Annotated in this window: 23 protein-coding genes; 12 read left to right on the top strand and 11 right to left on the bottom strand. The window is 69.7% G+C overall.

The genetic code is table 11. The annotated features are described in order from the left end of the window. Nucleotides 1-17: 17 nt before the first annotated feature. Both HHX35_RS04860 and HHX35_RS04865 read left to right on the top strand, forming a co-directional pair. Nucleotides 18-974 carry a carbohydrate ABC transporter permease gene (locus HHX35_RS04860; RefSeq protein ID WP_182897816.1) on the top strand — a complete coding sequence of 319 codons (957 nt, stop codon included), beginning with the start codon at nucleotides 18-20 and terminating at the stop codon, nucleotides 972-974. Between the two features lie 10 nt (nucleotides 975-984). Beyond that, complete coding sequence (locus tag HHX35_RS04865; RefSeq protein ID WP_041952961.1) at nucleotides 985-1827, top strand: carbohydrate ABC transporter permease; 843 nt, start codon at nucleotides 985-987, stop codon at nucleotides 1825-1827. Nucleotides 1828-2049: 222 nt separating this feature from the next. Here HHX35_RS04865 and HHX35_RS04870 read toward each other — a convergent pair whose 3' ends face one another. The 3 genes from HHX35_RS04870 to HHX35_RS04880 all read right to left on the bottom strand — a co-directional run bounded on the left by HHX35_RS04870 (nucleotide 2050) and on the right by HHX35_RS04880 (nucleotide 4080). Continuing rightward, nucleotides 2050-2292: a hypothetical protein gene (locus tag HHX35_RS04870; protein WP_182897817.1), complete on the bottom strand. Its 243-nt coding sequence runs from the start codon at nucleotides 2290-2292 to the stop codon at nucleotides 2050-2052. A gap of 21 nt (nucleotides 2293-2313) precedes the next feature. Further along, nucleotides 2314-3321: a phosphotransferase gene (locus HHX35_RS04875; protein WP_220505069.1), complete on the bottom strand. Its 1008-nt coding sequence runs from the start codon at nucleotides 3319-3321 to the stop codon at nucleotides 2314-2316. A gap of 228 nt (nucleotides 3322-3549) precedes the next feature. After that, nucleotides 3550-4080 (bottom strand): RICIN domain-containing protein, encoded by a 531-nt coding sequence (locus HHX35_RS04880; RefSeq protein ID WP_182897818.1) that lies wholly within the window; start codon nucleotides 4078-4080, stop codon nucleotides 3550-3552. A gap of 628 nt (nucleotides 4081-4708) precedes the next feature. Between HHX35_RS04880 and HHX35_RS04885 the strand changes: the two genes are divergently transcribed. The 4 genes from HHX35_RS04885 to HHX35_RS04900 all read left to right on the top strand — a co-directional run bounded on the left by HHX35_RS04885 (nucleotide 4709) and on the right by HHX35_RS04900 (nucleotide 7616). Next, the gene (locus HHX35_RS04885; RefSeq protein WP_156101935.1) at nucleotides 4709-4858 is read left to right on the top strand and encodes a hypothetical protein; all 150 of its coding nucleotides are present in this window, start codon (nucleotides 4709-4711) and stop codon (nucleotides 4856-4858) included. 59 nt (nucleotides 4859-4917) lie between these two features. After that, complete coding sequence (locus tag HHX35_RS04890) at nucleotides 4918-6147, top strand: cytochrome P450 (RefSeq protein WP_182897819.1); 1230 nt, start codon at nucleotides 4918-4920, stop codon at nucleotides 6145-6147. Between the two features lie 142 nt (nucleotides 6148-6289). Next, nucleotides 6290-7093 carry an aminotransferase class IV family protein gene (locus tag HHX35_RS04895; RefSeq protein WP_182897820.1) on the top strand — a complete coding sequence of 268 codons (804 nt, stop codon included), beginning with the start codon at nucleotides 6290-6292 and terminating at the stop codon, nucleotides 7091-7093. A gap of 115 nt (nucleotides 7094-7208) precedes the next feature. Beyond that, nucleotides 7209-7616 carry a hypothetical protein gene (locus HHX35_RS04900; RefSeq protein ID WP_182897821.1) on the top strand — a complete coding sequence of 136 codons (408 nt, stop codon included), beginning with the start codon at nucleotides 7209-7211 and terminating at the stop codon, nucleotides 7614-7616. A 145-nt stretch (nucleotides 7617-7761) separates the two neighbouring features. Here the strand turns inward: HHX35_RS04900 and HHX35_RS04905 are convergent, their stop codons facing one another. After that, complete coding sequence (locus HHX35_RS04905) at nucleotides 7762-8319, bottom strand: DinB family protein (RefSeq protein WP_310738901.1); 558 nt, start codon at nucleotides 8317-8319, stop codon at nucleotides 7762-7764. Nucleotides 8320-8418: 99 nt separating this feature from the next. On the opposite strand from HHX35_RS04905, the gene HHX35_RS04910 reads away from it, so the two are divergent. After that, entirely contained in the window at nucleotides 8419-9372 is a 954-nt protein-coding gene (locus tag HHX35_RS04910; RefSeq protein ID WP_182897823.1) for a YafY family protein, read from the top strand. A 3-nt stretch (nucleotides 9373-9375) separates the two neighbouring features. On the opposite strand, the gene HHX35_RS04915 is transcribed toward HHX35_RS04910, so the two are convergent. Then, on the bottom strand, nucleotides 9376-11646 hold the full coding sequence (locus tag HHX35_RS04915; RefSeq protein WP_182897824.1) for an LLM class flavin-dependent oxidoreductase: 2271 nt from the start codon (nucleotides 11644-11646) through the stop codon (nucleotides 9376-9378). A gap of 90 nt (nucleotides 11647-11736) precedes the next feature. Between HHX35_RS04915 and HHX35_RS04920 the strand changes: the two genes are divergently transcribed. Then, a complete protein-coding gene (locus HHX35_RS04920) occupies nucleotides 11737-12261 on the top strand; it encodes a MarR family winged helix-turn-helix transcriptional regulator (RefSeq protein ID WP_182897825.1) in 525 nt (174 codons plus the stop codon). A 34-nt stretch (nucleotides 12262-12295) separates the two neighbouring features. On the opposite strand, the gene HHX35_RS04925 is transcribed toward HHX35_RS04920, so the two are convergent. After that, nucleotides 12296-12748, bottom strand: a complete 453-nt coding sequence (locus tag HHX35_RS04925) for a MarR family winged helix-turn-helix transcriptional regulator (protein WP_231532213.1) — start codon at nucleotides 12746-12748, stop codon at nucleotides 12296-12298. A gap of 92 nt (nucleotides 12749-12840) precedes the next feature. Here HHX35_RS04925 and HHX35_RS04930 point away from each other — a divergent pair, with 92 nt between their 5' ends. Continuing rightward, complete coding sequence (locus HHX35_RS04930; RefSeq protein ID WP_182897826.1) at nucleotides 12841-13308, top strand: SgcJ/EcaC family oxidoreductase; 468 nt, start codon at nucleotides 12841-12843, stop codon at nucleotides 13306-13308. Nucleotides 13309-13358: 50 nt separating this feature from the next. Here the strand turns inward: HHX35_RS04930 and HHX35_RS04935 are convergent, their stop codons facing one another. Next, entirely contained in the window at nucleotides 13359-13820 is a 462-nt protein-coding gene (locus tag HHX35_RS04935) for an Lrp/AsnC family transcriptional regulator (RefSeq protein ID WP_041952948.1), read from the bottom strand. A gap of 93 nt (nucleotides 13821-13913) precedes the next feature. On the opposite strand from HHX35_RS04935, the gene HHX35_RS04940 reads away from it, so the two are divergent. Together HHX35_RS04940 and HHX35_RS04945 are read left to right on the top strand one after the other, a co-directional pair. Beyond that, nucleotides 13914-14762 (top strand): LLM class flavin-dependent oxidoreductase, encoded by an 849-nt coding sequence (locus tag HHX35_RS04940; protein ID WP_182897827.1) that lies wholly within the window; start codon nucleotides 13914-13916, stop codon nucleotides 14760-14762. Beyond that, the gene (locus HHX35_RS04945) at nucleotides 14759-15184 is read left to right on the top strand and encodes a nucleoside deaminase (RefSeq protein ID WP_041952946.1); all 426 of its coding nucleotides are present in this window, start codon (nucleotides 14759-14761) and stop codon (nucleotides 15182-15184) included. The genes HHX35_RS04940 and HHX35_RS04945 overlap by 4 nt, the downstream gene beginning before the upstream one ends. Before the next feature lie 9 nt (nucleotides 15185-15193). Here the strand turns inward: HHX35_RS04945 and HHX35_RS04950 are convergent, their stop codons facing one another. From HHX35_RS04950 to HHX35_RS04965, 4 genes are all read right to left on the bottom strand, one after another. After that, nucleotides 15194-15742: a dihydrofolate reductase family protein gene (locus tag HHX35_RS04950; RefSeq protein ID WP_041952945.1), complete on the bottom strand. Its 549-nt coding sequence runs from the start codon at nucleotides 15740-15742 to the stop codon at nucleotides 15194-15196. A 104-nt stretch (nucleotides 15743-15846) separates the two neighbouring features. After that, entirely contained in the window at nucleotides 15847-16386 is a 540-nt protein-coding gene (locus HHX35_RS04955) for an NUDIX hydrolase (protein WP_231532212.1), read from the bottom strand. A 38-nt stretch (nucleotides 16387-16424) separates the two neighbouring features. Then, nucleotides 16425-16970: a dihydrofolate reductase family protein gene (locus HHX35_RS04960; RefSeq protein ID WP_182897828.1), complete on the bottom strand. Its 546-nt coding sequence runs from the start codon at nucleotides 16968-16970 to the stop codon at nucleotides 16425-16427. A 165-nt stretch (nucleotides 16971-17135) separates the two neighbouring features. After that, a complete protein-coding gene (locus HHX35_RS04965) occupies nucleotides 17136-17714 on the bottom strand; it encodes a peptidase inhibitor family I36 protein (RefSeq protein ID WP_041952943.1) in 579 nt (192 codons plus the stop codon). Between the two features lie 229 nt (nucleotides 17715-17943). Here HHX35_RS04965 and HHX35_RS04970 point away from each other — a divergent pair, with 229 nt between their 5' ends. Further along, a complete protein-coding gene (locus HHX35_RS04970; RefSeq protein ID WP_182897829.1) occupies nucleotides 17944-22251 on the top strand; it encodes a BTAD domain-containing putative transcriptional regulator in 4308 nt (1435 codons plus the stop codon).

A 22251-nucleotide genomic window follows, 5' to 3' on the forward strand; every position in this document is an offset into this window, starting at 1 on the left:
GGGGAAGCGAGCAGACCGTGACGACGAGCATCACCCCCACCAAGGCGGGCCTGCCCCCCGCCCCGCCGGTGGAGGCGGCGCGGCGCGGTTTCACCGAGATCGTCGCCCCCTACGCCTACATCACCCCGTTCTTCGTGCTCTTCGCGGTGTTCGGCCTCATCCCGCTGTTGTTCACCTTCTACGTGGCGCTGTTCGACTGGAACCCGATCGGCGAGCACGTGTTCGTCGGACTGGACAACTTCAGCCGGCTGCTCGGGGACGTGCGGTTCTGGAACGCGGCGCGCAACACCGTGAGCATCTGGCTGCTGTCCACCGTGCCGCAGTTGCTGATCGCGCTGGTGCTCGCGCACATGCTCAACCACGTACGGCTGCGCCTCGCTGTGTTCTTCCGCATGACGATGCTCGTGCCGTACATCACCTCGGTGGCCGCCACGGCCATCGTGTTCGTCCAGATGTTCGACCGCGACTACGGGCTGCTGAACTGGCTGCTCGGCCTGGTGGGGTTCGAGCACATCGACTTCACCCAGTCGGTGATAGGCAGCCATGTGCTGATCGCCGTCATGGTGACCTGGCGGTGGTTCGGCTACACGACGCTGCTCTACCTGGCCTCACTGCAGGCGGTTCCCCGAGCGATCTACGAGGCGGCCGCCGTCGACGGAGCCGGAGGTGTGCGGCAGTTCCTGCACATCTCCCTCCCCTCGTTACGGCCGGTCATCGTGTTCACGATCGTGACCTCGACGATCGGCGGGCTGCAGATCTTCACCGAGGCCCTGCTCATGAACCGTGGCGCGGCCAACACCTGCGGACCGGTCCGCCAGTGTCAGACGCTCACGCTCTTCCTGTTCGAGCAGGGGTTCATCCAGTTCAAGTTCGGCTACGCCGCGGCGATCGGCGTGGCGCTGTTCGTGATGGTCGTCGCGCTCGCCGGCCTCAACTACTTCCTGTCCACCCGGATCCGCCCGGTCAAGGGCTGAGGGGGCGATCATGCGCACGACGAGGCCACGCTCCGGTGATCGGGTCCGATGGTGGGTCTACGCGCTGCTGGCGCTCGCCGCCTTCGCCTGCCTGTTCCCCCTGTACTGGATGTTCATCGTCGCCACCACCGACACCGCGACGGCGATCAAGCTGCCGCCCGAGATCGTGCCGGGCGGCAACTTCTTCCACCTCGCCGGCCTGGTGTTCTCGACCGTGCCGTTCGTCCGGTCGATCGTCAACAGCCTGGTCGTGGCCGGGTCGATCGGCGTGGGCCAGGCGGTGCTGTGCGCGCTGGCGGGCTTCGCGTTCGCCAAGATGCGCTTCCGCGGCCGCAACGCGCTGTTCCTGTTCGTCGTCCTGACGATGACCGTGCCGACCCAGCTCGCCATCGTCCCCCAGTACATGATCATCTCGTCGCTGGGCTGGGTGGACACGCTCCAGGCGCTGATCGTCCCCGGGTTGGCCAACGCCTTCGGCATCTTCTGGATGCGTCAGCACATATCGTCCGCGATCAGTGACGAGATCCTTCAGGCGGCCCGCATCGACGGGGCTTCGACCTGGCAGATCTTCTGGCGCGTCGCGTTCCCGCTGGTGCGTCCCGCCGCCTTCGTGCTCGGTCTGCTGGGCTTCGTCACGGCGTGGAACGACTTCCTGTGGCCGTTCGTGGTGCTGAAGTCGCCGGAGATGTACACCGTCCAGATCGCGATCAAGGCGTTGCAGAACAGCTTCAACATCGACCTCGGGCTCGCCATGTCCGGCTCCTTCCTCGCCACCCTCCCGCTGCTCGTCCTGTTCGTCTTCGTCGGGCGGCGCATGGTGTCCGGGATCATGAACGGCGCCTTCAAGGGCTGAGGCCGCCGCCGCGAACGGGGCCTCGGCGGCGGCGGAGTCCGGTCCTGCAGCAACGAGGGGCTCCGCCCCACGTCAAAGGCCACCTCCCATGATCAGAAGATGGCCTTTGCGATTCCGTGCAGCAGCGAAGTACAAGAACGGCGACGAATCCGGTTGCTCATCGAGCCGCTTGAAAGGTCGGAAGCATGTGGTCGCCGAACGAGGCGGCGGGCCCGTTCCGAGTCAGGCCGGGATCTGCTTCTCGTTCCACGTGTAGTAGATGTAGGTGCTGTCGGGCCCGGTCATCGTCCCGTAGACCTGCCAGAAGCTGTTGGGGTCGAGCGAGTAGTGGAAGACCTTGTCTCCGGGCCGGTCGTCCACGAACACGGTCTGTGTCCCGTTGTTCCAGATCCGTACCTCGATAGTGAATGTCGAGGTGTCTGGGACGTCGAGGCAGACGGAGCGCGGTTCACGAAGGTGGCGCATCCCTCTCCTGCGCCAGCAGTCTCAGCTGGATTCGAGATAGCCGGTGAGGTAAGTCAACGATGCGGCGATGTCCTCACCGGTGCCGTGTGGCCGGCGCAGCTCGTCGACGAAGATGGCGATGTCGGCGAGCCGCCACCAACGCGCACAGAGAGCGAGGCCGGCGGATGAGACGGTCCGGCCGGTGGCCCGGATGTAACGGACGAGTACGTCATCGTCGCCAACCGGGTTCTTGCCGAGCATGCGGGTGAGGGCGGGGGTGAGCATCCACAGGTCCCGCTCTGGCGGCGCGATCTGCACGGTGCCCCAGTCGACGAGCCGCAGTCCAGCCGGGGTACGCATGACGTTTCCGGGGTGCGGTTCGCCGTGTGTGACCACCCACACCGCCGCAGTGTTTCGTACCTGGTCGACCCGCCGATCGAAGTCGGCGAGCAATCGTTGGACTTGCCCGGCATAGACGGACAGCAGCGTGCGGGCCGGCTCGGCATGAGGCCCGCCGGTCCACTCTCGGTCGAGGTCCTGCAGCGCCTCCTCCAGCTTGTTCCGAGCGGGCAGCACCAGGTCGGCCCGTGGTGCGGTGTCCGCCACGATCGGGGTTGCCTCGTGCAGCTCGGCCAGCAGGTCGATCACCTCGACACGGTCCTCGGGTCGGTGGGCGCCGAAGTGCCCGGCGGCACCTGACACCATTGGAAACACCGACAGGGCGTACCGCGAGGTCAGCCGCCAGACCGGGGCGTCGGTCGTGGTCGGGATCGGCGCGAGGACGAAGTCGAGCCCCGCGTCCCGGTGCAGTGCCAGGGCGGCACCGAAGGATCGGCCGAGCCGGTCGAACGCGTCGTCACGTCCAGCGCCCTCGACGCCGAGGTCGTCCACCTTGACGAACCACGCCGTCCCACGTTCGTCCACCACCGACCAGTGGTAGCTGCCTGCGCCCACCGGGAGGTACTCGACCGAGTGGGGCGCTATGCCCCAGCCCTCGGTCATTGCCACCATCAGTTCGGCTTCCGCCAGACCTGCCGGTTTATCCCGCATGCGTCGGTATTCTGTCCCACTCACCGCAGGGCCGCAGATCACTTGCCACGCCTCCGCACAGATGCAGCCCTTACGATCGCCACGGCGTGGCCGGTCACCCTATGTGCTTGGGGGCGGTCGACGGGCCGGGACTTCGTTTCTAAGCCCCGGCCCACCGAAGGCGGGTTGCGTCCCGCCCGCCGCTCATGCCCTGCGGTGCGTCGGGAAGGTGCCGGGTGCGGCCGGGGATCAGGAAAGGGTGTCCTTGACCACGATCTGGCCGTCGTCGATCACGAATTTCTGGTTGTTGTTGGGCACACACTGCCACAGGTATACCGGCGCGAGGTTGGCGCGGCTGTTGGTGACGTCCAGACAAACGCGGTTGCCCGAGTTGAGGGTGGACTTGAGGATGATCAGGCCCCTTTGGATGACCCAGAGCTGGTTGGCGTTTCCGAGGCACTGCCACTGGTACACGCGGGTGCCGTTGGCGCGGCTGTTGGAGGCGTCCAGACACATCTCCCGGCCCTTACCGACGGTGTCTTCCACCTTGATGAGGCCGTTGTCGAAGACGAACTTCTGGTTGGAGTTGTTGTTCTGGCATTCCCACAGGTACATCTGGGTGCCGTTGCCGCGATTGTTGCTGACGTCGACGCACGCCGGGGGGCCGACCAGGGGCGTGCGGCCGACGTGCCGGCGAGCAGAGGCCACGGCGGGCACGGTGGTAACCGCACCGACCGCGGCGGAGATGACGGCGACGGCTAGCAGACGGCGAGCAAGCATGGTTGCCTCCCGAGAGAGTTGATCGAGACGCAAGCACGATGTCATCACTCACCGTCACTGATCAATTACGACTCGCATGCGCCCACTGTGCGGCGGAACCCGGGCCTGTCGGAGACGGCGGCGCCGACAGGGAAGGTTCACAGCTTCGGCAAGATCCGGAATGCGCTCGGAATGATCTCATCGCCAAGCGATCAAGAACGGCGAGATGAGCAGGTCGGAGCCATGCTTGAGCAAGAAAAGATCTTCGACTCCCAATTCGATGGCCTAGAGCCGCCGCTGAGCCCCGTAAGAACTTCTCAAGCACGCTCTCAGCGTGAATGTCGATATCGCGGTGGTCGTCGAGAACCAATTCGATGTCTTCGGGGGCCATGCTGCCTGTGCTCAATCATGGCGTCCTTGGCGCGGTTGGCATGGCGGACCGTCTGACCCGAGCTGCACCGTTTTCGCTGCGGCTCTGGTAAGACGTACGTCACATGTGGCTTCCTGTCATATATAGCCCGGACTACCCGGTCAATCGTGTGTCCGCAAAACGGCAGGGAGGCTACGTGGAATCGCGTCTCACCTATTTCGGCAACTTCCTCGCGCAAGCAGAAAATCGTTTGACGAGGACCGGCAGCGCGTTGCTCTGATGTCCCTCATCGTCGTCATCAACGCCATCGACCAGCCTGCTGGGCACTACCGGCCTGGCCGGTTCGGCGAGGAGCAGATCGCCCAGATACGGCCCGAGACAGACTCCGGAATTCCGCATCCGGCCACCGTGGCGAGCCCGACCGGATGAGCCTGCCCGTGAGGCCCCTTTCCCGTCGCTCCACCATCGCGACTTGAAGGAGAAGACAGATGTCCCAGCCCCTCCCGTTCGTCATCGACCCCACCGGTGCCGACCGGCACGCCGAATACCGGGCCCTGAGGGCTCGTGGCCCGGCCACCCCCGTGGACGTCCTCGGCCTGCGCGCCTGGGCGGTCAGCGACCCCGCCGTCCTCAAGACTCTTCTCACCAGCCCCGATGTCTCCAAGGACGGCCGTGCGCACTACCCGGCCTTTCAGCAGACGACCAGCACCTGGCCGCTCGCGCTGTGGATCGCGGTGCAGAACATGTTCACCGCGTACGGCGCAGACCACCGCAGGTTACGGCGGATGGTCGCTCCCGCCTTCAGCGCACGCCGCATCGCCGAGCTGAAGCCGACCATTCGGTCCATGGTCACCGAGTTGATCGACGACCTCGCCGCGGTGCCCGGCGGCGAGGTGGTGGACCTGCGCGAGCGACTCGCGTTCCCGCTGCCCATCGCCGTGATCGGTCATCTGATGGGCGTGCCGGAAGACCAGCGGGACGGTTTCCGGAAGCTGGTCGACCGCGTCTTCGACAGTACGCTCACGCCTGAGCAGGCCCAGGCCAACAGCGCACGCCTCTACGAGCGCATCGACCAGTTGATCGCCACCAAGCGCAGCAACCCCGGCGACGACATGACCTCCTTTCTCATCGCGGCACGGGACGAGGATTCGGCCGGCGCGGGCTTCACCGATCAGGAACTGCGCGACACGCTGTCTTTGATGATCAACGCCGGGTATGAGACGACCGTCAACGTCATCGACCAGGCCGTCTTCGCGATGCTGACGTCCCCCGGCCAGCTTCACCTCGTCCAAACCGGCCAGGCCACCTGGGACGACGTGGTGGAGGAAACCCTTCGCCACGAGCCCGCCGTCAAGTACCTGCCGCTGCGTTTCGCCGTCACCGACGTCAAGCTGCCCGACGGGCAGATCATCTCGGCGGGGGATCCCATCCTCGCCGCATACGCGGCAGCCAACCGTCACCCGGAATGGCACGGGCCGGACGCCGACACCTTCGACGTCACCCGTAGGCTCAAGGATCATCTGGCGTTCGGCTATGGCGTGCACTTCTGCCTCGGCGCTCCTCTGGCCCGCCTCGAAGTCGCAGAAGCCCTGCGTCAGCTCTTCGAGCGTTTCCCCACCATGTCGCTCGCGGTGCCGGCCGCTGCGTTGCAGCCGATCCCCACCCTCATCAGCAACGGTCACCGGGAGCTCCTCGTGCACCTGCACGCCGTCGAGTAGCCGCGGCTGCCCAGACTCCACCCACTCAGGAGCCCAGGCCAGGGACCGATCTCCCTGCCTGGGCTTCGGTTGATGTGAGGCGTTAACGTCGCCCATGGCGGTTGTCCGCAGTCCAATCCATATCGCACTGCTGGAGCGATGCATGTCCTCTTATGTTGCTCACCGTAATGGCCACGCGGCGAGCGCCGAGGAGCTGGCGCCGCTCGCCTTCGGGGGCTATGCCCACTTCACCGCCATGCAGGTACGTGGGGGCCGGGTCCGGGGCCTCGACCTTCATCTGGAGCGGCTGCGATCCGCCTCCGTGGAACTGTTCGGCCGGGCATTGCCCGACGAACGAGTGCGGGCCTGTCTGCGGGCGGCGCTACAGGCCGGTCCGGCCGACCTTTCGCTGACAGCCACCGTTTATCCCCCAATGGGCGGGTTCACGGTGACAGGGGCTACTTCGGAGCCCGAGTTGCTGGTGCGTACCGGACCGGCCGCGTCCGGCCCGCAGGGCCCGCTCACGCTGGCAGTGGTCGAGTACGAACGAGTCCTCCCGGCCGTGAAGCATGTCGGCGAGATAGCCAAGACGTATTTTCCCCGTCAGGCCGTTCGACAGGGCTTCGACGACGCCGCCTTCGTCGACCGCCGGGGCCGGCTCAGCGAGGGGTCGATCTGGAATCTGGCCTTCTGGGACGGCGCAGCCGTGGTGTGGCCCGAGGCCGAGATGCTGAGCGGCACCACGATGGGTATCGTCCGGCGGCAACTGGATCGCCTCGGTGTGCCCCAACGCGTCCAGGAGGTCACGCTCGCGGACCTGCCGGCTGCGGCGGGGGCCGTGGTGATGAACTCATGGACCCCTGGAGTGCCGGTGCGCCGGATCGGCGCTGTGTCCTTGCCTGAAGCGTCATCCTTCGTGCAGGTGCTGCACCGGGCCTACCAGGCCGAACCGCTCACTCCGCTGTAGGGGCCGGCCCGGCCGCGTGCCGGACCACCCTTCGGAACGGCCGGCCCGCCCCAATGACCCAGCGAAGTCGCGATGCCACCGACGAGGCACCGGCCAGGGCGATCCGCCGGAGCCGTTGCCGGAAGTCCTCGCCGCCGACCAGATCGGTCAGCTCGATCCAGGCGTCCACCTGGCCTGGTGCCGGGTCGTCCGGCAGCTCTTGGACGGCGGCCACGGTGGTCACGATGCCGCGTGGTCGTCGCTGATCGACTCCTACCTGTCACCCGAAGCACGTGACAACCCCGGCAGCGGATGCCCGGCAGCCGGTTTCGCCGGCGATTTCGCCCGAGATCCGGAATGGCGCGACACCTACGCCGCCGGAATTCGCGACATGGCCGGCTGGATCGCTCCTGAGGACACCGGGCTGGCCGCCCTGTCCACTCTTGTGGGCGCTCTCCTGCTCGCCCGGGCGACAGCGGGCTCCCCTCTGTCCGAAGAGATCCTGCGAGCAGCGAGAAAGGCAGCAGCTCGACTGACCGAATGACGGCCACGGAGAGCCGTAGCCAGGGAAGCGCACCGCCATCAGGAGGTGAGCCACTGGCTGAAAGGCGGTTCAGCGGGGGTCGAACTCTCGGCCGGGCGAAGTTCGGGCAGGCCCTCGAGTGAGGGCCCTTGCCCGTCCTCGCGACTCAGCCCATGCTTTTGGCGCCGTCCAGGGACTCGCGGATGATGTCGGCGTGGCCGGCGTGCTGGGCGGTCTCGGCGATGATGCGCATCAGCACCCGGCGGGCCGACCATCGCGCGCCCGCCTCGAACCACGGGGCCTTCGGCAGCGGCTGGGTCACGTCGAGGTCGGGCAGGGTGGCCACCAGTTCGTCCGTACGGCGGGCCACCTCGGCGTAGGCGGCCAGCACGCCGGCGAGCGTGTCGCCGGGCAGCATCCGGAACTGGTCGGCCCACCAGGCCCGGTCGGCTTCGGTCATGGTCGTGGCGTCGCCCATCGCCGACGGGCCGTTCAGGATGAAGTCCACCCAGTTCCGCTCGACCAGGGTGACGTGTTTGATCAGGCCGCCCAGGCACAACTCGCTGGCCGTGGTCCGCTGCCCGGCCTGCTCGTCGGTGAGGTCGCGGGTCGTGAAGCGCAGGAAGTGCCGGTTCGTGGCCAGCGCCGCCAGCAGGTCGGCGCGCTCGCCGCTGATGGCCGGCGTGTCGGCGATGTCGCTGGTGATCGACTCGTTGGTGGTCACGGTCTCTCCGCCTTCCGTTTGTTCCGCTCGTCGGTCAGGGACCACGCTAGGAGCCATAGCGGTCACTTTCTGGCCTGAATCGACGAGAGAATCGACGACATGGCGAACACCAGCACGCGGACGTTGCGGTTGCTCTCCTTGCTCCAAACCCATCGTTACTGGCAGGGCACCGAACTGGCCGAGCGGTTGGGAGTCTCCGTACGCACCCTGCGCCGGGACATCGACCGGCTGCGTGAGCTGGGTTATCCGGTCGAGGCGCAGCGCGGCGTCGACGGCGGCTACCAGCTCGCCGCGGGCGCCGCACTGCCGCCGCTGGTCATCGACGACGAAGAGGCGGTCGCCCTGGCCGTGGGCCTGCGGACCGCCGCTCAGGGGGCGGTGGAGGGCATCGCCGAGTCCTCGGTGCGGGTGCTGGCCAAGGTGGTGCAGGTGATGCCGGCCCGGCTGCGGCACCGGGTCGAGGCCCTGCGCACGATGACCGTGCCCGCCGAGTGGGGCGGCCCGGCCGGGGCGGGCGTCGATCCGGATGTGCTCACCACGGTCGCGCTGGCCTGCCGCGACCGTGAACAGCTCCGCTTCACCTATCAGGCGGCCGACGGCCGGCAGACCGACCGGCACGTCGAACCGCATCGGCTGGTCTGCCTCAGCCGCCGCTGGTATCTGGTCGCGTACGACCTCACCCGGCACGACTGGCGAAGCTTCCGGGCCGATCGGCTGACCGCGCCGGAGGCCACCGGCTATCGGTTCCGCCCCCGGGACCTGCCCGCCGCCGACGCCGCCGAGTTCGTCCGTGCAGGACTGGACAACCTGCCTCGTCCGTACCGGGTGGAGGTGCTCGTCGACGCTCCGGCCACCACTGCGCGCGAGCGGATCGGCCGCTATTGCACGATCGAGGAGGTCGACGCCGGGCATTGCCGGGTCCGGATGACCACGCACTCCCTGGATTGGCCGATCATGTCACTGGGCGTGCTCGGCGCCGAATTCCGCGTCATAGAGCCGCCCGAACTGCTCGACCGGATCCACGACTGGGGAGCTCGGTTCCAACGGGCCTGAAGCTCAGTCGTCCGCCGGTTGGATGGGGAAGTTCGCGCGGAACACGTTGTCCGGGTCGTAGGCGCGCTTGACCCGCCGCAGCCGGGCGAGGTTGGCCTCGCCGAACGCGTCGAGCAGCCGTTCCGGCCGGGTGTCGGTGTCGAAGGACAGGTAGAGGCCGTCGGCGTACGGCGCGACCTCGGCGTCCCACGCGGCATCCAGGGCCGGCTGCGCCGCGCCCATGGCCGTGAGCACGAAGTTCTGGTGCCGGTGCGGATACGCGGTCGCGTCGGGAGCCAGGTCGTGCGAGGCCCCACCGGTGGCGCGTATCTGCAGGAAGTAGGACAGCCCGGATTGCGCCATCCGCTCGAAGGCGCGGCTCACGTCCCCGTCGAGATGGGTGACCAGCCCGGAGCGTACGGCGGGGCTCCCGCCGCCGGTGTGATGTTTTTCGGCCGGCTGCACGACGCCCGAGTAGGGCAGTACATATCCCTGGTGTCCCAGCAGCGGGCCGGCCTCGGCGAGCCGTTCGAGCTCGCTCACCGCGGCCTCGGTGTCCGCGCCGGCGTACACGGTCATGAGCTGGGCGACCGCGTCCTGACCGCGGCGCGCCGGGGAGAGGATGAGGAAGCTCGTCAGCTCACGCGGTGCCTTCTCGACCGCGGCGCCCCAGCGCTCGAGGAGCCCGGCCGTGTCACGGGCGTCCAGGGTCATCTGGGAGAAGACGACGTCGCCGAGCTCCATCGCCTCGATCTCGACCCAGGTGACCACGCCGAGGTTGCCTCCGGCGCCGCGCAGGCCCCAGAACAGGTCGGGGTTCTCCTCCCGCGAGGCGTGCAGCACCCGGCCGTCGGCGGTCACGACCTCCGCGGCGACGACGTGGTCGATCGTCAGGCCGAACGCGCGCCCGAGCAGGCCGACGCCGCCCGTCGTCGCGAGGCCGCCCACGCCCACGCCGCCGAAGTCGCCCGAGCTGATCGCCCATCCGTACGGCACCAGGGCCTCGGCGACCTCGCCCCAGGTCGCGCCCGCGCCCAGCCGTACCCTGCGCGTGGCCGGATCCACGACCTGGACGGCGTTGAGCGCGCCGAGGTCGAGCACGATGCCGCCGTCGTTCGTGGAACGGCCGCTGATCCCGTGCCCGCCGGAGCGTACGCCGAGCGGGACGTCCTGGGACCGGGCGTACGCGAGCCCCTCGACGACCTGATCGACCGTCCGGGGGCGCAGCACCAGGCCGGGGGACCCGGCGCGCAGGTAGTTGTGCCGCACGGACTCGTAGGCGCGGTCGCCGGGCTCGACGGCGTCGGCCGCGAGGCTCGCAGGGACCTCGTCGTAGTCGATGCCGTCGCGGCGCAGCGCGATCGCGGCGGCTCCGCGACGGGCGGCCGCGGGGACGGTGCCGGTGGTCGCCCGTTCGCGCGCCACCGCTTCCCGTACGGCGGGGGCGATCTCCTCTCCGTACACCTGGATGAGCCGCGGGTCGTCCGAACCCAGGACGAACGTGCCGATGCCGTCCTCCAGCGCCAGAGCGGTCAGCTCCTCCACCCACTGCTCGACCGGTCCCCGCAGGAAGCCCTCACGGGTCTCGGCGACCGCGCCACTGATGTTCAGCAGGCGGCGCACCTGCGCCGGGTCGCGCCCGGCCTCCTCGGCGGCCTCGTCGATGATCGTGTTGCCGCGCCGCAGGTCGCCGTCCTTGAGGTAGGCGAGCGAGGGCAGCCAGCCGTCGGCCTCGCGCGCCACCAGGCGCAGCATCCGCGGCTTGTAGGCGCCGAGCCAGATCGGGATGTCGTGCGCGGGGGCCGGGCCGCGCTTGGCGCCCGCGACGCGGTGGTGTTCGCCGTCGACGCGCAGGATGCGGCGCTCACCTGCGTTCCAGATGCCGCGGATGATCTCGATGGCCTCCTCCAGCGCGGTCACGGACTCGGCCGGCGTCAGGCGGGTGCCGCCCATCGACTCGATCGCGTCCCAGAAGCCGCCCGCGCCGATGCCGAGCGCGAACCGGCCGCCGGAGAGCAGGTCGAGCGACGCCGCGGCCCTGGCCAGCACGGCCGGCGGGCGCAGCGGCAGGTTCAGCACGTTGCCTGAGACCGTGATCCGCTCGGTGCGCGCGGCCACCCAGGACAGCAACGTCCAGGTGTCCAGGAACCCCGGCTGGTAGGGGTGGTCCTGGAACGTCACGAGATCCAGTCCGGCGGCCTCGGAGACCTGGGCGAGCCGGACCGGCCCCTGCGGGTCCTGGTTCTGCGGGGTGAGGAACGTGCCGAAGGCCAGTTCGTGGCCGTAGTCCGTCATGCCGGGCCTCTCGCGAAGTAATCTGTCTAACAGACGATATGCGACACAACTTATCGAGAAGTCATCGTATTCCGGGTTAGAGTGGATGATGTGACCACCCGCGAACCAGCCGACTCCCCGACGCCGTCATCGCAGGGTTCATCGCAGGGTTCCGTGCTCGGGTGGTCCCTCACCGTGCTGCTGCGGGAGTGGAGCGCACGCGTCGAGGACGCTTCACGCGACCTGCCGCACGGCGTGCGCGGCTACCAGGTGCTCTCCGCGGTCGTGCACGACGCACCGCCCACGCAGGCCGCGCTCGCCGCCCGCCTCGGCATCGACCGCACGGTCATGACCTATCTGCTCGACAAGTTCGAGGGGTGCGGTCTCCTGGAGCGCAGACAGGACCCGGCCGACCGCCGGGCGCGGCGCATCGTGCCGACCGACCACGGCCGGCGGGTCCTCGCCGAAGTGGACGCGCGCGTCGCGCAGGCCGAGGACGAGCTGCTCTCCACCCTCCCGCCCGAGGACCGGCCTGTCCTCCTGGCACTGCTGGAGCACGCCGCCACCGGGGCGGCTCCCGGCGAGGACCGCTGCGCCGCCGTCGCGGGATCGGCCGGACTGACGCGGGAGGCGTGACCCGGCCCGGCACGTCCCGGCTGGTCGAGGTCCGTCAATCGGTCCGCTTGTCGTGGAGCTCCGCCGTGGCCTCCACGTACGCGTCGGCGGCGCGGGCGAAGTAGTCGAAGAGGACGGCCTGCTGCTCGGGCGAGTAGCCCTGGACGATGGCGCCGATCTTCTGGCGGGCCGGAGCCAGGGCCTCGTCGAGGCCGCCGGGACTGGCGACGAGTTCGACGATGACCTTGCGGCGGTCGTCCGGGTCGGGCGCCCGGCGCACGTAACCCGCCTGCTCCAGGCGGTCGATCAGCCTGGTCGTGGGCCCGGTGGTCAGGCCGGTGCGCCGGCCGAGCTCGCCGGGGGTCATCGCGCCGCCCAGCCCCAGGATGTTCAGCGCGTACAGGTCGGTCGCGCCAAGGCCGACGGCCTTGGCGCCGGCGTGGCCGTGCAGCATCACGGCGCTGAGGTAGCGCCGGTACACCGCTCCCGGGTTGTCGAGCGTTGACACGTGCCGGACCCTTCCTTAATCTCTTCCTTAGAGAAGATAAATCTTTGAAGAAGCAAATGCTTCAAAGAAGCTATCACGAGAGGGTATGAGCAATGAACGCGTCCACCACCGCCCGCGCCGCCGACACCGCCGCCGACACCGCCGCCGTGACCGCCGTTCTGGACCGCCTCACCGCCGCCTGGAACGCGGGGGACGGGGCCGCCTACGGCGCGGAGTTCACCGCCGACGCCACCTACATCACCTACGTCGGCACCCTCTACGTCGGCGGCACCGAGATCGGCAGCGCCCACCAGGCCCTGTTCGAAAGCTTTCTCAAGGACACCCGGCTCGCCAGTGAGATCGTCGGCATCCGCTTCACGGGCCCGGACACCGCGCTGGTCGTCACACGCGGCGACGTCCACAAGGGCAGGCCCGGCAAGCTCGGCAAGATCCAGACCTACACGCTGGTCCGCCGCGCGGGCGGCGACTGGAAGATCGCCGCCTTCCAGAACACCAAGCACAAGGCCCTCATGGAGGCCATCTCCTTCAAGGCCCAGCCCGCCACCAAGCCCGCCGCCTGATCACCACCCAAGCCCATCGCACCGGAGGACCCCGTGGCCCGCGACCTCGCCTACCCGCTCGATGGCACGGGGGAATGCGGCCCCCGGTAGGGGAGCGTCTCGCTGTAGACGATGTTGGTGGTGGTGCTGCCGAACCGCGCGAGCTCGTCCACCACCTTCTCCAGGTGGGCCATGGAGGTCGCGGTGACCTTGAGCGTGTAGCAGTCGTCGCCGGTGGTGCGCAGGCACTCCAGGATCTCCGTACGCTCGCCGAGCAGCCGGTGCAGCGGCTCGTGTCGGCTCCCCGGATACTTCAGCCGCACCACGGCGAGCACGGCGTATCCGACCTTTCCCAGGTCGACGACGGCGCGGTAGCCGCTGATGACGCCGGCCGCCTCCAGGCGCCGTACCCGTTCGGTGGTCGCGGAGGCGCTGAGGCTCACCCGCCGGGCCAGCTCGGTGAGCGGCAGACGGCCGTCGCGCTGCAGCTCGGCCAGAATGGACCAGTCCGTCGTATCAAGACTCTCGGCCATCGCCCGAATATACCGGCGAATCCACGGCCGAACGGCCTGTACGCAGGGAGTTCTTTCTTCCGGATGGCCTGATCGCCTGAATACTCTGGTCCCGTGAAACTAGGCGTCAACGTCCCGAACTTCGGGCCCGGCACTCGCCCCGGCGTGCTGCGCGGCTGGGCCGAGACGGTGGAGGGGCTCGGGTTCGACCTGCTCATGGTCTCCGATCACGTCGTAGTGACCCCCGACGTGGCCGAGCAGTATCCCGCCCCGTTCTACGAGCCTTTCACCACGCTGTCCTGGCTCGCCGGGATCACCACAAGGATCAGGCTGGGCACCACCGTGCTGATCCTGCCCTACCGGCACCCGCTGCTGACCGCCCGCATGGCGGCCAACCTCCAGGAGCTGAGCGGGGGGCGGCTGGTCCTCGGCGTGGGCGTGGGCTGGGCCCGGCAGGAGTTCGAGTCGCTGGGCGTGCCGTACGAGCGGCGCGGGGCGCTGACCGACGAGCACCTGCGGGCGATGCGCCTGGCCTGGCAGGACGAGGAGGACTACCGGGCCGGGCACATTCCGATCTGGGTCGGCGGCGGCAGCGACGCCGCTCTCCGCAGGGCGGTGCTCCTCGGCGACGCCTGGCATCCCCTGCGCTTCACCCTGCCGTGGCTGGGCGAGCGGATGGACCGGCTGGCCGCCGTCGCGGAGAGCCTGGGGCGTCCCACACCCGTGGTCGCCCCGCGCATCCTGCTGCGGCTCACCGGCACCCCGGTGACGGGCGAGGGACGCCGGGCCGGAGAGGGCACCCTCGACCAGGTCATGGACGACCTGGAACGGCTGCGCGTCCTGGGCGCGGAGACCGTCCTGCTCGACCCCTTCCAGGGGGACCCCGATGAGACGAACCATCCGGAGACGGCGTGGCACATGCTCGAGACGGTGGCCGCCGCGTACACGAAGGAGCATTCATGACCCTCGACGACGAGAAGTTCCTCCGCAGGGCGATCGAGCTGGCCGCCGAGGCCCGGGCGGGCGGCAACCCGCCGTTCGGCTCGCTGCTGGTGGGCCCGGACGGCGACGTGCTCGCCGAGGAGCGCAACACCTCGCTCACGGAGGCCGACATCACCGCGCATCCCGAGCTGAAGCTCGCGCGCTGGGCCGCCCGCGAGCTCGGCCCGGCAGCCGCGGCCGGCGCCACCATGTACACGAGCTGCCAGCCGTGCGGCATGTGCGCGGGTGCCATCGAGCGCTCCGGACTCGGTCGCGTCGTCTTCGCGCTCTCCACCGATCAGCTCGGCGGGCTCAAGCCGCCGGCCGGCCCGTCGTCCTTCCGGCAGGAGGGGCCGGCGCTCTTCGACGAGGCGCGTGTGCCCGTCGAGGGCTACTACCTCTGAAGCGCGCCGTCAGCCGGCGTCCGGGACATAGCTCAGGTGAAGCACGCCGGTCTTGAACGTCTCGGACTTCACCAGCTTCAGCTTGTGCGTCGGGGTGTCCTCGAACAACCGCTGCCCGCGGCCGACGACGATCGGGTGGACGAGCAGGTTCAGCTCGTCGAGCAGCCCGTTGGCGAGAAGCCACCGCACGGTCGTCGCGCTGCCGGACATCTGGAGGTCGCCGCCCTCGATCCGCTCCTTGAGCTCGCGCAGCCTGGCCGCGACGTCACCGTTGACGACGGTGGTGTTGTTCCAGTCCGCCTTCTCCATGGTGGTCGACACGACGTACTTGGGGGCGTTGTTGAAGGCCTCGGCGATCTCCGGGTCCTGGTCCGTCGTCGTCCAGTAGGCGGACCACTCCTCGTACAGCGTGCGGCCCATCAGCATCCCGGCCGAGTTCTGCATGCCCGCCTGGACCACGGCGCCCATCTCGTCGTTCCAGTAGGGGAAGTGCCACTGGTCGGGCGACTCGACGACGCCGTCGAGCGAGATGAAGAAGTTCGCGACGATCCTGGCCATGTGCTCCGCTCCTTGTGTCGTATGACGGTGGCTGCGAATGGAAGATTAGGCGGGACGCCCGCGCGGGTCTTGTACGGAAACGACACGGCCGTACGGCTCCGCGGTCACGCTCGGCGGAGCCGCCAGAGCAGGTAGGCGGCGACGGACGACGAGTCGCTGACGACGCCGTCGAGGATCATCTGCTCGAACTCGGTGCGGTGCACCCACCGCTGGCGCATGTCCTGCTCGGTGTGCTCGCGGTGGGGTTCGCCCCTGGTGAGGCCGGTGGCCACGTAGACGTGCAGCCCCTGGTCGGTCATCCCGTGGGCGTTGTCCATGCGCCCGAGATAGCGCAGCAGGCCGGCCTGGAACCCGGTCTCCTCCACGAGCTCGCGCCGGGCCTCGTCCTCACGCGTGTCCGCCTCGGCCGACCCCTGGGGGAAACTCCACGAGCGGCGGCCGATCGGGTATCGGTACTCCTCCACGAGGTGGAAGCCGTCGTCCTCTTCCGGCACGATCAGCACGAAGTCGGGCCTGGCCACGTATCCGTACAGGCCGGGAGAGCCGTCCGGGTGCTCGATCGCGTCCTCTCGGACCGTCATCCACGGGTTGCTGTAGACGATTCGGGAGGAGACCTGCCGGATCACGTGCTGCGCTTCGGTCACGTGGCCGGATACTACCCATGCTCCGGCCGTACGTCCGCCTAAGCGACGGGCTGGTAGGCGAGGGACAGCACGCCGGTCGGGAAGGTCTCCGAGGACGTGAGCGTCATCGGGATCTGCAGGCCCTCCTCGAACAGGCGCTGGCCCTTGCCCACCACGATGGGGTGGACCAGCAGCCGGAGCTCGTCCAGCAGGTTGTGCCGCATCAGCGAGCGGACGAGGTTCGTGCTGCCGCTGATGCCGATCGTCTTGCCCGGCTGCCGCTTGAGCTTGGTGATCTCCTCGACGAAGTCGCCGGTGACGAGGGCGGAGTTCTGCCAGTCGACCGTGTCGAGGGTCGAGGAGACGACGTACTTGCGGGTGGTGTTGATGAAGTCGGCGAAGGGGTCGTCCGTGCCGGCCTTGCTCGGCCAGTAGGCCGCCCAGCTCTCGTACATGACCCGGCCCATCATCATGGCGTCGGACTCGGACATCAGCGCGCCGACGGCCGCGCCCATCTCCTCGCTGAAGTACGGGAAGTGCCACTGGTCGGGCGCCTCGACGACGCCGTCGAGGGACATGAAGAAGCTGGCGACGATCTTGCGCATCTGGATCTCCTCTGTCTCGCGCTTGCGTGACCCAGGCTGGCATCCGACGAGTTCAGCTGTCAAGACAATTTTTCTTGTCGGATGCGACCGTGTCCTCCAGGCCCCGGACTGGAGGACACGCGTCCGGGCGGGGCCGGAAGGCGCCCGCCCGGGTCGGGGGCGTCGTCAGCAGAACAGTTCCACGTGGTCCGCCCGGTTGTTGTTCACGTCCCCCACGTAGCTCCAGCCCGCATGCGGGCTGGAGCTCCAGAGCGCGTAGTCGAACTGATGGCCGTACGCCGGGTTGCCCAGGTCATCGTGCTCGTAGAAGGCCACCTGCCAGTCGGTGTTGTTGTGCACCGAGGTCGTGCGGTCGTTCCACCCCCAGGTGGCGAGGTCCTGCCAGCCGCAGTCGTGGAGCTTTCCCCGGGGGTATCCGAAGTTCTTCCCGTCGTAGAAGCAGTACCAGCTGGACGGGCAGTCGGCGACCCCGGCCGCAACGGCGGCCTGACCGGGGAGGGCGTAGGTCACCACGAACCTGCCGTTGTCGTAGGAGATCTCGTTGCGGCTCGTCTGGACGCCTCCCGGGGCGACCTTCAGCTGAAGCTCCACCTGCTGACGCAGCTCCGCGTCCGAGCGGGCCTGCCGGTGGAGCAGGGACGGGTCGTCCGCCACGCTCGCCGCGTGCACGGAAGTCCCCGTCAGGGTGACCGCCGCGGCCGCGAAGCCGGCGAGCAGGACGGCGACGATCCTCGATCTGCGCATGGTGCCTCCACGAAACGGACCAGGAGAGTTCGCCCCACACAGGGGGCGGGATCGGGTCGAGCATCGGACGGGCCGGTATACAGCGCGTATAGGCCCTGATAGAGGCCAATTTGCCGCCCGGGAATCGTCCTGGCTCCGCCAGGGGTTCACCGCCCTGACTGGATCATTGACAAATAGGGCGAAGATCCTGGATTCTTCACTCCGGTGTCCGGACAGAGGCGGAATCTGAGTGGAATTTCACGTCCTGGGGCCGCTCAGCGTTTCCCACGATGGTCACCTGATCCCTGTCGGCGGAGCGCCGAAACTCCGGCTCACCCTGGCCGCGCTGCTGTCGAAGGCGGGCCAGCCGGTGTCCGTCGACTGGCTGATCGCCGCCGTCTGGGGGGACCGGCCGCCCGCGTCCGCGCGGCGCAACATCCACCTCTACGTCCACCAGTTGCGGCGGGCGTACGGCGCCCACGTCCTGCCCGGACGGCCGGGCGGCTACGCGATCATCCCCGACGCGCTCGACGCGACGCGGTTCCGCGGCCTCGCCGCCCAGGGAAGCGCGGCTCTGGACCGGGGAGACCTCGAATCCGCTCGTGACCGGCTCCGCGCGGCGCTGAACCTCTGGCGGGGGCCGGCGTTCGCGGAGTTCGCCGACTGCGTGCTCGTCGCCGACGAGGCCCGGCGGCTGGAGAAGTCGCGGCTCATGGCGCACGAGCGGTTGGCGGAGGCCGAGCTCGCCCTGGGCCGGCACGTCGAGGTGGCCGCCGAACTCGCCGACCTCATCAGGGAGCATCCGTACCGGGAGAGCCTGCACGGGCAGCTCATGCTCGCGCTGTATCGGTCCGGGCGTCAGGTCGAGGCATTGGAGGTCTTCCGCAGGACCCGCGACGTCCTGAACGTCCAGCTCGGCATCGAGCCGGGCCCCGTGCTCCAGCGTCTGCACGAGGCCATGCTCCGGGGCGACGAGGACCTCCTCCCGGCCCTGACCCCGCCCCCGGAGGCGGAGCGGCGGAAGACGGACGACTGCCCCTATCGGGGCCTGATGGCGTTCCAGCCGGAGGACGCGGACTGGTTCTTCGGCCGTTCCCACCTGGTCGACCGGCTGCGCGACCTCGTCGACCGGCTTCCCGTGGTCGGCGTGTTCGGCGCGTCGGGGAGCGGCAAGTCGTCCCTGCTGCGCGCCGGCCTGCTGGGGTCCGTCTCCGGCGAGGAAGGTGTCTTCGGCGAGAAGGGTGCGGCCCCAGGCGGGGACGGTGCGGCGGTGCCGTGGCGGGGCCTGCTCATGACGCCGGGGGAACACCCGCTGGACGCGCTGGCCGACGTGGTGGCGAAGGCGTCGGGCGGCGACCCGGTGGCGCTGCGCGACGACCTGGTTCGGGATGCGAATGCACCGGCCGCCGCACTGGCCGCCGCGCTCGGCGGCGTGCCGGAGACCCGCCTGCTGCTGGTGGTGGACCAGTTCGAGGAGATCTTCACGCTGTGCGCCGACGACGCGGAGCGCCGCCGGTTCGTCGAGGCCCTGCTCGGCGTGGCGCTCGGCACCGCATCCGGCACCGGTCGGCGCGTCGTCCTCGTGCTCGGCGTCCGCGCCGACTTCCTCGCCCACCTGACCCAGCACCCCGCCCTGGTCGAGGCGCTCGGCGGCGAGGCCCAGATGCTCGTCGGGCCGGTGTCGTCGCCGGACCTCCAGGAGATCGTCGTACGGCCCGCCGCCCGGGCGGGGCTCACCGTGGACCCCGACCTGCTGGCCACGGTGCTGGCCGACGCCGCCGAGGAGCCGGGCAGCCTGCCGCTGGTCTCGCACGCGCTGCTGGAGACCTGGCGGAACGCGACAGGCGCGAGGCTCACGCTGCCGGCCTACCAGGCGGCCGGCGGCGTACGCGGGGCCATCGCGCAGAGCGCGGAACGGGTCTTCGGCGAGTTCGCCCCGGCGGAGCGGCAGGCCGCCCGCAGGATCTTCCTGCGGCTGACCGCGCTGGGAGACGGCACGGAGGACACCAGGCGGCCCATCTCCCGTACGGAACTCGTCGGCGTGGCCGACCCCGACGTCACCGCCCGTGTGCTCGACCGGCTCGCCGCCGCGCGGCTGGTCGTCCTCGCGGAGGAGACGGTCGACGTGGCGCACGAGGCGCTGATCAGGGCCTGGCCGCGGCTCCACCGCTGGCTCACCGACGACCGCGAGGACCTGCTCGTCCACCGGCGGCTCACCGACGCCGCGCACACGTGGCGGGAGCTGGGCCGCGACCCGGGCGCCCTGTATCGGGGCGCCCAGCTTCTGGTGGCCGGGACCTGGGCGGAGGACCATCCGCAGGAGCTCAACGACGTCGAAAGCGCCTTCCTGCGGGCCAGCCGCGCGCTGGAGGACAGTGAGCGCACCGCGGCGCGGCGGCGGACCCGGCTGCTGCAACGCCTGCTGGCCGGGATGGCCGCGCTCTTCCTGCTCGCCCTGCTCGGCGGCGGCGTCGCCGTACGGCAGGGCAGGGAGGCCGGCCACCAGCAGCTGGTGGCCCTGTCGAGGCAGCAGTCCCTGCAGGCCCGATCGCTTCTCGCCACCGATCCCGATCTCGCGGGCCTGCTGGCGATCGCGGCGTACCGGCTCGACCCGGAGCCGGAGACGCGGGGCGCCCTGCTGAGCGTGTCGGCCGCGGCACGCCGCCGCGTCGAGCTCAACGTGGAAGGGCCGGCGGTCTTCGGGCTGGCGTTCAGTCCGGACGGGTCGCGCCTGGCCGCGGCCGGCACCGACGGAGCCGTCGGCCTCTGGGACCTGCGCACCCGCACGCGTGTCGCCGCCTTCCCCGGGCCGCTGCCCCGGACGGGACCGGGCGAGATCCACGCCAGGGCGGCGGCGTTCAGCCGCGACGGCAGGCTGCTCGCCTCCGTGGTCAGGGACGCCGCGCTCGAATCGAGCAGGGGTGTGGTCGTCGTGTGGGACCTGGCCTCCCGCCGGCCCGTGTTCGAGCGGCAGCGGGAGCGGATCACCGACGCGATGGCGCTGAGCCCCGACGGGACGAGGATCGCGATCGGAGTGGGCAAGGGCGCGGTCGAGCTGTGGGACCTGCGCGACGGGAGCATGCGCACCCTGAAGGGACACCGGGAGGAGGTCGTGGCTCTCGCCTTCAGCCCCGACCAGGCGTTCCTGGTGTCGACCACGGGCGGAACCGAGAACCCCCTCGTGTGGGACGCCGCCTCCGGGGCGAAGGTCGCGGCGCTCGACGCCGTGAACGTCCACCGGCTGGGCTTCGACCCCGCCGGCGGAATCCTCGCCACGGGATCGTCGCACTACGGTGTGCGGTTCTGGCGGATCGCTCACGACCATGTGACTCGACTGCCGGGGCTGCCCAAACGGTCGCCGTACACCTGGGACATGTCCGCACCGGTCGCCGGGCGGATCGCCGTCGCCGACGAGGACGGCCTGATCACGATCTGGGACGTGGCGCGACGGCAGCCCGTCGAGACCTACCAGGACAGAAGCCGCACCGAGACGCTGTCCCTCGCCCTGAGCGCCGACGGCTCGATGCTCGCCTCGGCCGGGCTGGGCCGGACCATCGTGGTCCGGGAGCGCGCCGTTCCCCCGTTCAGCGGACACAACCAGGCTGTGAACGACATCGAGATCAGCCCGGACGGCCGGCTCGTGGCCTCGGCGAGCAGCGACAGGACCGTCCGGCTGTGGGACGTGGCCGGGAACCCGATCGCCGTGTTCGGCGACCACCCCGATCACGTCCGGGCCGTCGCCTTCAGCCCCGACGGCCGCCTGCTCGCGACCGTCACCCGCAGCCACACGCTCACTCTCTGGGACGTCGGCAGCGGACGCAGGCTCGGCACGGCGGCGTACCGGGGGCTCGGCGCGTCCACCGACGTCGGCTTCGATCCGCGCGGGCGCTTTCTCGTCGCCACCGCGCTCGGCCGGTTCCGCTGGGACGTCCGCGATCCGGGCAAGCCGGTCGAGGTGCCGTTAGCGGGTGGATATCTCGTCTCGGCGCTGGCGTTCAGCCCCCGCGATCCGCTGCTCGTCACCACCGGCCCCGCCGGCGATCTGGTCGTCTGGGACCTCGCTCGCGACAGGGAGGTACGCGCCCTCAGGACCAGGCAGGGCTCCGTGCTCGACGTCGCCTTCAGCCCGGACGGCAGGTCGGTCGCCACGGCGGGCGCCGACCGCACCGTGAAGCTCTGGGACACGCGGACCTGGGCGTCGTACGCCACGCTGACCGGCCACACCGCCCCGGTCCAGGCCCTCGCCTTCAGCCGGGACGGCCGTTCGCTCGCGTCCGCGGGAGACGACCGCACGATCATGGTCTGGGACCTGGCGACCGCTGTCCCCGGAACCGGGCACCCGGCGGCCACGCTGACCGGGCACACCGCTCCGATCAGGGGCCTGGCCTTCACCGCGGGCGGAGACCTGATCTCGGGCGGCGAGGACGGCAGGATCATCCGCTGGGAGCTGCGGCCCGGCCCGCTCGTGGGGAAGCTCTGCGAGGAGATCGGCCGCGGCCTCACCCGCGCGGAGTGGGCCGCCCACTTCCCCACAGTGGACTACCGGCCCACCTGCTGA

The organism is Microbispora sp. H10830 (assembly GCF_014161375.1).
GTDB lineage: Bacteria > Actinomycetota > Actinomycetes > Streptosporangiales > Streptosporangiaceae > Microbispora > Microbispora catharanthi.

Excerpts from the sequence above, each read along its gene's own strand:
- HHX35_RS04885 (WP_156101935.1), top strand. The coding sequence starts at position 4,709 with ATGTCCCTCATCGTCGTCATCAACGCCATCGACCAGCCTGCTGGGCAC.
- HHX35_RS04910 (WP_182897823.1), top strand. The coding sequence starts at position 8,419 with ATGGCGAACACCAGCACGCGGACGTTGCGGTTGCTCTCCTTGCTCCAA.
- HHX35_RS04935 (WP_041952948.1), bottom strand. The coding sequence starts at position 13,820 with ATGGCCGAGAGTCTTGATACGACGGACTGGTCCATTCTGGCCGAGCTG.
- HHX35_RS04945 (WP_041952946.1), top strand. The coding sequence starts at position 14,759 with ATGACCCTCGACGACGAGAAGTTCCTCCGCAGGGCGATCGAGCTGGCC.
- HHX35_RS04965 (WP_041952943.1), bottom strand. The coding sequence starts at position 17,714 with ATGCGCAGATCGAGGATCGTCGCCGTCCTGCTCGCCGGCTTCGCGGCC.
- HHX35_RS04950 (WP_041952945.1), bottom strand. The coding sequence starts at position 15,742 with ATGGCCAGGATCGTCGCGAACTTCTTCATCTCGCTCGACGGCGTCGTC.
- HHX35_RS04875 (WP_220505069.1), bottom strand. The coding sequence starts at position 3,321 with ATGCGGGATAAACCGGCAGGTCTGGCGGAAGCCGAACTGATGGTGGCA.
- HHX35_RS04960 (WP_182897828.1), bottom strand. The coding sequence starts at position 16,970 with ATGCGCAAGATCGTCGCCAGCTTCTTCATGTCCCTCGACGGCGTCGTC.
- HHX35_RS04865 (WP_041952961.1), top strand. The coding sequence starts at position 985 with ATGCGCACGACGAGGCCACGCTCCGGTGATCGGGTCCGATGGTGGGTC.
- HHX35_RS04930 (WP_182897826.1), top strand. The coding sequence starts at position 12,841 with ATGAACGCGTCCACCACCGCCCGCGCCGCCGACACCGCCGCCGACACC.
- HHX35_RS04870 (WP_182897817.1), bottom strand. The coding sequence starts at position 2,292 with ATGCGCCACCTTCGTGAACCGCGCTCCGTCTGCCTCGACGTCCCAGAC.
- HHX35_RS04890 (WP_182897819.1), top strand. The coding sequence starts at position 4,918 with ATGTCCCAGCCCCTCCCGTTCGTCATCGACCCCACCGGTGCCGACCGG.
- HHX35_RS04915 (WP_182897824.1), bottom strand. The coding sequence starts at position 11,646 with ATGACGGACTACGGCCACGAACTGGCCTTCGGCACGTTCCTCACCCCG.
- HHX35_RS04880 (WP_182897818.1), bottom strand. The coding sequence starts at position 4,080 with ATGCTTGCTCGCCGTCTGCTAGCCGTCGCCGTCATCTCCGCCGCGGTC.
- HHX35_RS04895 (WP_182897820.1), top strand. The coding sequence starts at position 6,290 with ATGTCCTCTTATGTTGCTCACCGTAATGGCCACGCGGCGAGCGCCGAG.